Origin of the sequence: Faecalibacillus sp. TM498 (assembly GCF_020589955.1) — a bacterium.
Taxonomy (GTDB): domain Bacteria; phylum Bacillota_I; class Bacilli_A; order Erysipelotrichales; family Coprobacillaceae; genus Faecalibacillus; species Faecalibacillus intestinalis.
Window position 1 is genome coordinate 1 of record NZ_JAJDKB010000070.1, and the last position, 10,394, is coordinate 10,394.

12 protein-coding genes are annotated in these 10,394 nt (G+C 28.3%); 8 read left to right on the plus strand and 4 right to left on the minus strand.

Annotated features, from left to right (window positions below; genetic code table 11):
- The first annotated feature begins 439 nt into the window (after positions 1-439).
- From LJD32_RS13735 to LJD32_RS13750, 4 genes are all read left to right on the plus strand, one after another.
- Positions 440-649 carry a hypothetical protein gene (locus LJD32_RS13735; RefSeq protein ID WP_227392664.1) on the plus strand — a complete coding sequence of 70 codons (210 nt, stop codon included), beginning with the start codon at positions 440-442 and terminating at the stop codon, positions 647-649.
- Entirely contained in the window at positions 615-974 is a 360-nt protein-coding gene (locus tag LJD32_RS13740) for a DUF2798 domain-containing protein (protein ID WP_227392665.1), read from the plus strand. Before LJD32_RS13735 ends, LJD32_RS13740 begins: the two co-directional genes overlap by 35 nt.
- A gap of 110 nt (positions 975-1,084) precedes the next feature.
- A complete protein-coding gene (locus LJD32_RS13745) occupies positions 1,085-1,507 on the plus strand; it encodes a hypothetical protein (RefSeq protein ID WP_227392666.1) in 423 nt (140 codons plus the stop codon).
- Between the two features lie 133 nt (positions 1,508-1,640).
- Positions 1,641-2,126: an NAD(+) diphosphatase gene (locus LJD32_RS13750; protein WP_227392667.1), complete on the plus strand. Its 486-nt coding sequence runs from the start codon at positions 1,641-1,643 to the stop codon at positions 2,124-2,126.
- A gap of 8 nt (positions 2,127-2,134) precedes the next feature.
- Here the strand turns inward: LJD32_RS13750 and LJD32_RS13755 are convergent, their stop codons facing one another.
- The 3 genes from LJD32_RS13755 to ahpC form a co-directional block, all read right to left on the minus strand.
- On the minus strand, positions 2,135-3,559 hold the full coding sequence (locus LJD32_RS13755) for a 6-phospho-beta-glucosidase (protein WP_227392668.1): 1,425 nt from the start codon (positions 3,557-3,559) through the stop codon (positions 2,135-2,137).
- An 84-nt stretch (positions 3,560-3,643) separates the two neighbouring features.
- Positions 3,644-4,378 carry a MurR/RpiR family transcriptional regulator gene (locus tag LJD32_RS13760; protein ID WP_227392669.1) on the minus strand — a complete coding sequence of 245 codons (735 nt, stop codon included), beginning with the start codon at positions 4,376-4,378 and terminating at the stop codon, positions 3,644-3,646.
- 40 nt (positions 4,379-4,418) lie between these two features.
- Positions 4,419-4,979, minus strand: a complete 561-nt coding sequence (gene ahpC / locus LJD32_RS13765) for an alkyl hydroperoxide reductase subunit C (RefSeq protein WP_227392670.1) — start codon at positions 4,977-4,979, stop codon at positions 4,419-4,421.
- Between the two features lie 356 nt (positions 4,980-5,335).
- On the opposite strand from ahpC, the gene LJD32_RS13770 reads away from it, so the two are divergent.
- The 3 genes from LJD32_RS13770 to LJD32_RS13780 are packed head-to-tail and all read left to right on the plus strand — an operon-like array spanning position 5,336 to position 7,893.
- On the plus strand, positions 5,336-5,638 hold the full coding sequence (locus LJD32_RS13770; RefSeq protein ID WP_147580104.1) for a PTS sugar transporter subunit IIB: 303 nt from the start codon (positions 5,336-5,338) through the stop codon (positions 5,636-5,638).
- 17 nt (positions 5,639-5,655) lie between these two features.
- Entirely contained in the window at positions 5,656-7,044 is a 1,389-nt protein-coding gene (locus LJD32_RS13775) for an ROK family protein (RefSeq protein ID WP_227392671.1), read from the plus strand.
- Positions 7,045-7,893: a histidinol-phosphatase HisJ family protein gene (locus LJD32_RS13780; RefSeq protein WP_147580102.1), complete on the plus strand. Its 849-nt coding sequence runs from the start codon at positions 7,045-7,047 to the stop codon at positions 7,891-7,893.
- 21 nt (positions 7,894-7,914) lie between these two features.
- Here the strand turns inward: LJD32_RS13780 and LJD32_RS13785 are convergent, their stop codons facing one another.
- Complete coding sequence (locus LJD32_RS13785; RefSeq protein ID WP_227392672.1) at positions 7,915-8,748, minus strand: MurR/RpiR family transcriptional regulator; 834 nt, start codon at positions 8,746-8,748, stop codon at positions 7,915-7,917.
- Positions 8,749-8,907: 159 nt separating this feature from the next.
- Between LJD32_RS13785 and LJD32_RS13790 the strand changes: the two genes are divergently transcribed.
- On the plus strand, positions 8,908-10,326 hold the full coding sequence (locus LJD32_RS13790) for an NAD(P)/FAD-dependent oxidoreductase (RefSeq protein WP_227392673.1): 1,419 nt from the start codon (positions 8,908-8,910) through the stop codon (positions 10,324-10,326).
- The last annotated feature ends 68 nt before the right edge of the window (positions 10,327-10,394 follow it).

Here is a 10,394-nt window from a genome sequence, read left to right on the forward strand (position 1 = left end):
AAAACGTAATCAATCGCGGATAAATAAGATTGATAGAAAGGAATGTATATTGTAGATGACTACTCAGATGGGTCAATTACAATATACCAGGAGTATTAGCATTTATTTGGATTTGTATAGAAATTGATATTTATCCTGTTAGAAATACTGATGAGTATTATTGGGGTGGATATAATCAATTAAGTTGTTTATGCTTGATTATTTTAGGAATTTTGGTTTATAAAGTTATAAAGATCATCTCTTTGAAGAAACAATTAAAAAAAGCACAGTTGTGCATAGAGCATAAATAAATCTTGATTGTTTTTTTGTGATAGATGCACAAGAAAAATATTTTTTCTTGTCTTTAAAATAAAATATCTCTAAAATACACCTAGACACTAAATGTCACCTTGCTACTGTCAGAGGGCGAGGTGGCATTTATTTTTTTAGGAGGACATTTATGAAAAAAGAATTAAAAATGCCCAAAACAAAATTTGAAGCTATTGTTTTTACAGCTATTACAGCTTGGATGATGGTTTATGTGATGACACTCTACAATACAGTACTTGCAACATCATCTTTTACCAATAGTACTTTTTTAATTGTTTTAAAAAGTATGTGGATCGAGTTTGTGATTGTTTTTTTTATGTGCTTATTTTATTTCAAGTAAAGTTGCTAAGTATTTTGCTTTTAAAGTTGTGCAGCCAACAGATCGAGGAATTGTTATTGTTTTAATGATTCAAGTATTTACGATTATCAGTCAAGTGGCACTTGCTAGTATTTTAGGTGTATATCATAGTTATGGTTTTGATAGTCAATTTATTCCTCATTATTTGATAACATATTGTCGTAATTTTATGATGGCTTTACCTGTTCAACTGTTTATTGTAGGACCAATGGCGAGATATTTATTTAGAGTTTTATTTTCTTCTACAAATGGTGTTGAGGAAGAAAAGATTGAAAAAGAATTATTAGAAGAAGGCTTTGCTGAGTAGTGAAGTCTTTTTTTGTACAGGTTTATGTGCAATTTTTTTGCAATTCTTTATTATATTTAAGAATAGAGGGGTTTGCTAATATATAGGTGTAAGGAACGGAGGGATAGAAAATGGTGATTGATAAAGATCTTATCTTACATACTTCAATTACAGGAATTTCTCAACATCTATCAGGTATTGCTGTAAGTATTCATTTATCAGCTACGATAGGAGCAACTTTCATGTTATTTACCATGATAGGTAATATTAGTACTAAATTATTAATTGGATTTTTAAGTGATTTATTAAGTCCTATAAAAGCAGTAATCATGATGATTCTAACAAATTGTCTTTCTTTAGTTCTATCATTTTTGGGAGTGATTCATCAAGAAACGCTTTTACTTTATATCGGTTCATTGATGTTTGGTTCTATTTATTCTGTTGGCGCTGTAGGAATTCCAATGTTAACACGTTATTTCTTTGGAAATGAAAATTATGCAAGAACTTATTCTGTTATTGGTTTTCTTACAAATGTAGGGAGTGCCAGTTCATAACATTAATTGGATATTTATATGATTTTACACAGAGTTATCAAATGGTTTTTATCATTGCTTTATGCTTTCATCTAATAAATTTGATATTGTTAGTTGTTATTTGTTTACGTTATAATGGCGTAGGTGATAAATAATGAAATATTGTAGTGAATGTGGAACTAAACTTATAGAAAAAGAATGTGGGATAGATGGACTTGTACCTTATTGTCCAACTTGTAAACAATTTCGTTTTCCAATGTTTAATAGTGCTATTTCAACAATTATCTTTAATCCTACAAAAGATAAGATTTTGCTTATTAAACAATATGGAAAAGATTTTAATGTATTAGTAGCTGGATATATTACAAAAGGTGAAAATGCGAAAGAAACATTGATTAGAGAAATTAAAGAAGAAGTCAATTTAAATGTAATTGATTATACATATAATGATAATGAATACTATCAACCATCTAATACCTTAATGCATAATTATACCGTTATTGTTGATAGTGAAAATTTTAAACTGACAAATGAAGTCGATGAGGCACATTGGTATTCAATTGAAGAAGCAAGAAAAGAAATCAAACAAGGCTCTCTTGCACATTCATTTTTAGAAAGATATTTAAAAAAACAGCGTTAGCTGTTTTTTTAATACAAATCTTCTCCATTTGTTTCAATAACTTTTTTATACCAATAAAATGAATCTTTTTTAATTCTTTGATATGTTCCATTTCCTAAATTATCTCTATCTACATAAATAAAACCATATCTTTTCTTAACTTCGCCTGTACCATTAGAAACTAAATCGATACATCCCCAAGTTGTATAACCTAATAAATTAACACCATCTTTTTCTACAGCATCTTTCATTGCTTGAATATGTTGTCTTAAATAATCTATTCTATAATCATCATGAATTGATCCATTTTCTAAAACATCGTTGGATCCTAAACCATTTTCTACAACAAATAATGGTTTTTGATAACGATCATAGAGTTCATTAAGAGTACTTCTAAATCCTAAAGGATCAATAGCCCAACCCCAATCACTTTCTTTTAAATAAGGATTTTTAGCAGAAGCAAAAATATTACTTTCTGATTGTTGACCTTTAGATAAATCACTACTACTTACTCTTGATGAATAATATGAGAAACTTACAAAATCCACGGTATTTTCTTTTAATAATTCTTTATCTCCTTTTACAAAAGGAATAGATGCATTTCTTTCTTCAAGCCATTTTAATGCATAATTATGATAATAACCTCTTGCTTGAACATCTGCAAACATATAGACTTCTCGATTATCACAAATTGCTTTCCAATAATCTTCTGGTTTACATGTTTCAGGATAATAAGAACCAGCAGCTAGCATACAACCAATTTGATTATTTGAATCTATTTCATGAGCAAGTTTTGTGGCCATGGCACTTGCTAGAAGTTGATGATGAACAGCTGTAATCATAGCTTGTGTTTCATTTTCACCTTCTTCAAAACAAAGACCAGCAGCGACAAAAGGAAAATGTAAAATCATATTGATTTCATTAAAAGTCAACCAATATTTAACTAATCCTTTGTATCTAATAAATAAAGTTTTACAAAGCTTGTAGAAATAATTAATCATTTCTCTACTTCGCCAACCACCGATTTTTTTAATTAAATACATTGGACAATCAAAATGATTAATAGTAACAAGAGGTTCAATACCATATTTATGGCATTCTTTAAAAATATCTTCATAATATTTTAATCCAGCTTCATTTGGTTTTTCTTCATTACCATTTGGGAAAATACGTGTCCAAGCAATAGATAAACGAAAAGTTTTAAATCCCATTTCACCAAATAAAGCAATATCTTCTTTATAATGATGATAAAAATCAACAGCAGTTAAAGCTGGATAAAAATGTTGATCATCAAAATCATACATTTTCATTTTACCAGTACCAACTAAATAACGATCTTCACCTAAAGGCATAAGATCTACATTAGCAACACCTCTGTTTCCTTCATTTGCTCCACCTTCACATTGATTGGCGGCTGTCGCACCACCCCATAAAAAATCTTTTCTAAATCCCATTTGTTGTTTCTCCTTTACTTTTAATTACAAAGGTATTATAGAAAATATATATAAATTAAATAAAAAAGTTTCCAAAATGGAAACTTAATACATCAAGATAAAATCAAGAATATGTCTTAATAAATAATCATTATATTTATCATTTAATGTTGGAATATACAAATAGTTCTTTGAAAAGTTTATATTATCTTTACAACTAATCAGCCATGTATTAACTGAACACTTTAAAATATGATGCACCACTCTTTTATCAAAGTAAAACGTATTTCCATTGATACTAATGAGTAAAAGAAGATCACTATCTTGAAAATTATATTCTTTTTCAAAATCAACATCACAGATAATAGTTTCTTTTTGTTTTGCAGAAAGTTCATTTTGAATATAGGTACAAAGAGTTCTTGCATGACCATGACCATAAACAAAGATACGTTTACTTTTCTTTATATCATTTACTAATTTTAATAAATTGATTTCATCAATTTGATTCATTGTATAATGTAATTCATCAATGATGTGATTTGTAAAAGATGAAAATTGTTTTTCTATACTATTCTGTAATGAAAATAAGGTTTTATTGGTTCTTTCTATACTAGAAATATTATCTAAACAAGCATCTTTAAAATCTTTCATAGTTTCATAACCTAAAGATTTTACATATTTAGAGATTTGACTTTTTGATGTATGACAGGAAAGAGCAATTGCATCAATAGACATAGTTGGAATATCATTTAAGTTATTTTTAACAAATGAACTAATAATATATTTAGGAGAAAATTCATCGTTAGAATTTAAAATAATATTTAACTTATCAATAAGCATCTTTATTTCCTCCCCTCAATATCATTTTATCATATTATTTCTATTTACCAACATTTTCAATAGATGTTTGAATTGTCTTTTCACCTAATTTCCATTTAGCAGGACAAACATTATCTCCATGTTCGTATACAAATTGACAGGCATGTAAACGTCTTAAAAGTTCATCAGCATTTCTACCAACATTTCCAGCATTGACTTCATAGACAACGATTTTACCTTCAGGATCAATAATAAAACTTCCTCTTTGAGCTAAACCATCATTTTCATCAAAGACATCAAAATCATAGGTAAGTGAATGTGTAGGATCGCCAATCATTGGATATTCTATTTTAGAAATGTTTTCAGAAATATCATGCCATGTCTTATGAGCAAAATGGGTATCTGTAGAAATGGCATAAATTTCACAGTTCACTTTCTTAAATTCTTGATATTTTTCTTGTAGATCTTCTAATTCAGTAGGACAGACAAAAGTAAAGTCAGCAGGATAAAAGAAAAATAAAGTCCATTTTCCTAGTAAATCCTTCTTTGTGACTTTCTTAAATTGTTTTTGATGATAAGCATAAGCTTCAAAATCATCTACTTCTTTATAAAGTAAAGACACAAAATCACCTCCATCTAAAGTATGTGAATAAAAACTTAAGATTATCATCACATAATTCACAATAATTCTTTACATGTTTGACACAAAAAAGTTGCATAGAGTTCATAAAAGCTGGGTATATTAAACATGTAAAAGATAAAACAATCTTTTACAATATGAATAGTTTTTCATATTCCCTTCCCAATTATATATATCAAAGAAAGCCGAGAGGCTTTTTTTGCGTTTGAAAAGAACTTTTCATAATTTCTATTTATTTTAAAAAGAAAAAGATAAAGACTTTTCAAAATGTTTTACATAAAAGAAATCAATTTATTTACTTGTTAGAATAAGTGTGTAGTTGAAGGAGGAATTTAAAAATGAAATTAATGTTAGTTTGTAATGCAGGAATGTCAACAAGCATGTTGGTATCTAAAATTGAAAGAGCAGCAAAAGATCAAGGAATAGAACTTGAAGTAGCAGCATTTCCACTTACTCAAGCTGAAAAAGCTATTAATGATTGGGATGTTGTCATGTTAGGACCTCAAGTAAGACATTGTCTACCACAACTAAAAAAAGCAACAGATAAAACACCTATTGAAGTCATTGATATGAAAGATTATGGGCTTATGAATGGGGCAAATGTTTTAAAGAAAGCATTAGAAATTGTAGGAAATAAATAATAAAGGGGATGATTCTTTTGGATGAATTTTATAAGGATTTATATATGGATATTTTTAAAAAATGGATTTGTCTCCAAAAAAGTCCAAATTATAGAATTAAAGAATATAAAGATATTGTTCAAATAGAATCATCGTATGGTATTGCTGAAGTGACTTTTAATTTATATTATATTATTGAATTAAAAGTCACTTCTAAAAAAAGAAAAGAACTTGATTTTTATTTACATTTTCAAATGAATACGCTTAAACATGCAGTTTCTTTATTTAATGAAATGATTACATGTTTATTAAAACTAGACTATGAAGCAAAAACAAAAGTTCTATTATGTTGTAGTGGAGGTTTAACAACAAGTTACTTTGCTCAAGAAATTAATAAGGCAAGCAAATTACTAAAAAATACAATAGAAGTTAGTGCGGTAGGTTATAACCAGCTCTATCAAATTGGTCAACAATTTGATTTCATTTTCTTAGCACCACAAATTTCTTATTTACATGCACAAGTTCAAAGTATTTTAAAAGATCAAGTTGTTATGAAAATACCTCCACTTGTTTTTGCTCGTTATGATGTAGGAACATTGCTTAAGATGATTGAAAATTCAAAGAGTAAAAAAATAATTCATGTTCAAGAAAAAGAAAATGACTTAAAGCTAGATATTAAGAATAAGCAACAAATAGCTTGTTTAACAATTTTTAAAAATAAAGAACGTATTCATATTGCTTATCGTATTTATGTACAAGGGAAAGTTTTATTTCAAAATGAAACTATTAAATATAAGATTCATATCCAAGATATTTACGATTTGTTGGATACACTTATCATTCAATATCCAAAACTTTCTACAATTAGTCTTTCATTGCCAGGAATTGTTGATGCAGGAAAGGTTACATCAACTTATATAAGTGGTGTTGAAAATGAAAACATCGAAGAAAAATTGAAACAACGCTATAAGCAATCGATAAAATTATATAATGATATAAATACAGCAGCAGTTGGATATTATGCAACACATTTAGAAAATAAGAATCTCTTTTTCTTATTTCAAGCAATCTCTTTAAAAGCAGGTGCAGGACTTATTGTTAATGGTAAATTGATTGAAGGTTTTTGCAATTTAGCAGGAGAAGTTTCATATTTACCTTTAGAATTTTCACAAAAACAAGAAGAACTTTCTAAAACACCAGAAGGAACATTGGAAATAGTAAGTAAAATTATTCTTACTACAATGTATCTTGTGGCACCTGAAGTGATTGTAATCTTTAGTGAATTATTACCGGATTTTAAAGTATTAGAGAAAAAAATAAAGGAATTGATGCCACAACATCAAATTCCTAAATTAATTAAAGTAAATAATGTGATAGAATATATGTTAATAGGACAGATGTATTTATGTTTGAAGGAGGCAGATTAAATGTTTACAGATTATCATGTGCACACAGAATTTAGCGATGATTCTGATTATTTAATGGAAGATGTTATTAAAGATGCAATCAAGATGAATATGGATGAAATTTGTTTTACAGATCATGTAGATTATGGTATTAAAAGAGATTTTGATGATCCAAGAGGGATGCTATATAGAAAAGGTGGACCAGGTGAACCGGAAAAGATGCCCCTTGCAAATGTGGATTATCCAAAGTATTTTGAAAAAATAGCATTATTGAAAAAGAAATATCCTGAAATTGTTATTAAACAAGGTATGGAGTTTGGTATGCAAATGCATACGATTGATCTTTATCAAAAACTCTTTAATCGATATTCTTTTGATTTTATTATCTTATCTTGTCATCAAGTAGAAGATAAAGAATTTTGGACACAAGATTTTCAAAGAGGAAGAACACAACAAGAATATAATGAACGTTATTATAAGGAAATATTAGATGTGATTAAACATTATAAAGACTATAGTGTTTTAGGACATTTAGATCTAATTTCAAGATATGATGAAAATGGTCCGTATCCTTTTGAAAAGATCAAACCAATGATTCAAGAAATATTAGAAATTGTAATTCAAGACGGAAAAGGAATCGAAATCAATACCTCAAGTCATCGATATGGTTTAAAAGATTCACAACCATCAAGAGATATTTTAAAGCTTTATAAAGAATTAGGTGGAAAGATTATTACGATTGGTAGTGATAGTCATAAACCTGAGCATTTAGGAGCTTATATTAATGAAGCTAAAGAATTATTAAAAGAATTAGGTTTTGAATACTATTGTACTTTTGAAAAGATGAAACCTATATATCATAAATTATAGATGAGCGAAAAAATCGCTCCTTTAATCTATATAATTTTTAATTTTATATTCTAAATTCTTTTGATAATCTCTATTGAAATAACAAGCATAGATACAATCTAATAGATATTGTAAAGAAATTCTTGAAGAGAAAGAAGCAATCTTTTCTTCGGAATCTTCATAAGAAGAAAAGTAAAGATGATATTTCGCAAATTGATCAATCGGTGTATGAATGGTTGAGGAAATCAAAATAATAGGTATATTCTTTTGATTTAATTCTTGAACAATATTTTTAATTTGGGGTGTTCTTCCAGCATAACTAATAAGCATGACAATATCGCCTTCTTTACAAAGTTGAACATTCCAATGTTGATAGTAAGCTTCTTTAATCACATCCACCTTAACACCTATTTCTAACATACTTTGTTGGAAAGATTCTGCCATAAAATAATTACCAATAGAAGGGAAAATATAAATATTATTGGCTTTTTTTAAAGCTTGAACAATATGTAAGAGTTCATCTAAATCAATAAGATTAAAAGTGTTTTTTAATGTTTGTTCATAGAGTGATAACATTTGTGTCATGATTTGATGATGAGTATCTGTTTTTTGGAAAGGATAATTATAATCTATGTCTTTTGAAGCTTTATTATTTTTTAAACTTTCAGATATTTGTAGTTTTAATTGATTTAAACCATTAATATCTAGTTTTTCCATGACGCGGTAAATCGTTGAAATAGAAACATAACTTGTTTTTGCTAGTTGTTGTAAAGAAAGTTGAATAACATCATAAGGATGATCAAGTATATATTGAATAAATATCTGTTCACTTTCTGTAAAAGAAGTTATACTTTTTATTTTAGTAAATAGATCCATAAATTTCCCTCCTAATAAACATGATTTTTATTCATTATAACATTATTTCTTAAAAAAACATTTTGCGAAATAAAAAAACATGTAAATACTTGCGATATAAGAAAGAGTCGTCTATAATGTGAAAGGTTTGGATATTTTTGGAAAATGAAGGAGAAAAAAGTGAAAGAAAATTATGATGTAATCGTTGTTGGTGCAGGTCCAGCAGGAATTATGACATGTTACGAATTATATTTAAAAAATCCTGAATTAGAAGTATTACTTATAGATAAAGGACATGACGTTATGAATAGACATTGTCCTATTAAAGATAAAAAGATCAAACAATGTCCAGTTCATAAAGATCGTGAACCTGGATGTATCCCAGCGTGTTCTATTACTGATGGTTTTGGTGGAGCGGGTGCTTACTCTGATGGTAAATTTAATATTACAAGTGAATTCGGTGGTTGGTTAACTGATTACTTAAGTAATGATGAAGTAGAAGATGTCATTCATTATGTAGATAACCTTTATTTAAAACATGGAGCTACTAAAGAAATTACAGATCCAACAACAGATAAAGTAAAAGAAATTGAACACCGTGGATATGCTGTTGGGTTAAAACTTTTAAGAGCAAAAGTAAGACATTTAGGTACAGAAGAAAACTTAAGAATTATGACAGAAATGTCTAATGAATTAAAACAACATATGGATTTACAATTTAAAACAGCTGTTCAAGATATTCTTGTAGAAGACCATCATGCAACAGGAATTATTTTAGAAAATGGACAAACAATTCACGCTAAAAAAGTTGTTTTAGCGCCAGGTAGAGATGGTTCAGCATGGCTTACAAAAGTTTTATCAAATCAAGGATTAAAACTTTATAATAATCAAGTAGATATTGGTGTTCGTGTAGAAACAAGCAATATTGTTATGGAAGAAATTAATAAGAACTTATATGAAGGTAAATTTGTTTACAATACTTCAGTAGGAACAAAAGTAAGAACTTTCTGTTCAAATCCTAGTGGTCATGTTGTTATTGAAAACCATAGTGGAACAATGCTTGCGAATGGACATGCTTATCATGATCCAAAACTTGGAAGTAAAAATACAAACTTTGCTTTACTTGTATCTCATACATTTAGTGAACCATTCAATGAACCAAATGAATTTGCCCATGAAATATCAAGATTAGCGAATAAATTATCAAATGGTTCAGTTATTGTTCAAAGATATGGAGATATCAAACGAGGAAGAAGAACAACATATAAGAGATTAAAAGAAGGATATACAGAGCCTACTTTACCAGAAGCAGTACCTGGAGACTTAGGACTTGTGTTACCATACAATACAATGAAATCAATTATTGAAATGATTGAAGCGTTAGATAATGTAACACCAGGTATCGCTAATGAACATACTTTATTATATGGTGTAGAAGCAAAATTCTATTCAGCAAGACCAAAAGTAAGAGATGGTTTTGAATCTGAAATTGATGATTTATATGTTGCTGGTGATGGTGCTGGTCTTACAAGAGGACTTGCCCAAGCTGGTGCAAATGGTATCTTAGTCGCAAGACATATTGTTGAAAATATTAAATAGTAAAAAAGAAAAAGGGTAACCAAATAATTTAGGGGGAAAGCCAAATTATTTAGGGGACAACTTTAGGG

What these genes read in the sequence shown, in the direction of transcription:
- LJD32_RS13745 (WP_227392666.1), top strand. Translation starts at nt 1,085, where the DNA reads ATGGTGATTGATAAAGATCTTATCTTACATACTTCAATTACAGGAATT.
- LJD32_RS13770 (WP_147580104.1), top strand. Translation starts at nt 5,336, where the DNA reads ATGAAATTAATGTTAGTTTGTAATGCAGGAATGTCAACAAGCATGTTG.
- LJD32_RS13755 (WP_227392668.1), bottom strand. Translation starts at nt 3,559, where the DNA reads ATGGGATTTAGAAAAGATTTTTTATGGGGTGGTGCGACAGCCGCCAAT.
- LJD32_RS13735 (WP_227392664.1), top strand. Translation starts at nt 440, where the DNA reads ATGAAAAAAGAATTAAAAATGCCCAAAACAAAATTTGAAGCTATTGTT.
- LJD32_RS13785 (WP_227392672.1), bottom strand. Translation starts at nt 8,748, where the DNA reads ATGGATCTATTTACTAAAATAAAAAGTATAACTTCTTTTACAGAAAGT.
- LJD32_RS13760 (WP_227392669.1), bottom strand. Translation starts at nt 4,378, where the DNA reads ATGCTTATTGATAAGTTAAATATTATTTTAAATTCTAACGATGAATTT.
- LJD32_RS13780 (WP_147580102.1), top strand. Translation starts at nt 7,045, where the DNA reads ATGTTTACAGATTATCATGTGCACACAGAATTTAGCGATGATTCTGAT.
- LJD32_RS13750 (WP_227392667.1), top strand. Translation starts at nt 1,641, where the DNA reads ATGAAATATTGTAGTGAATGTGGAACTAAACTTATAGAAAAAGAATGT.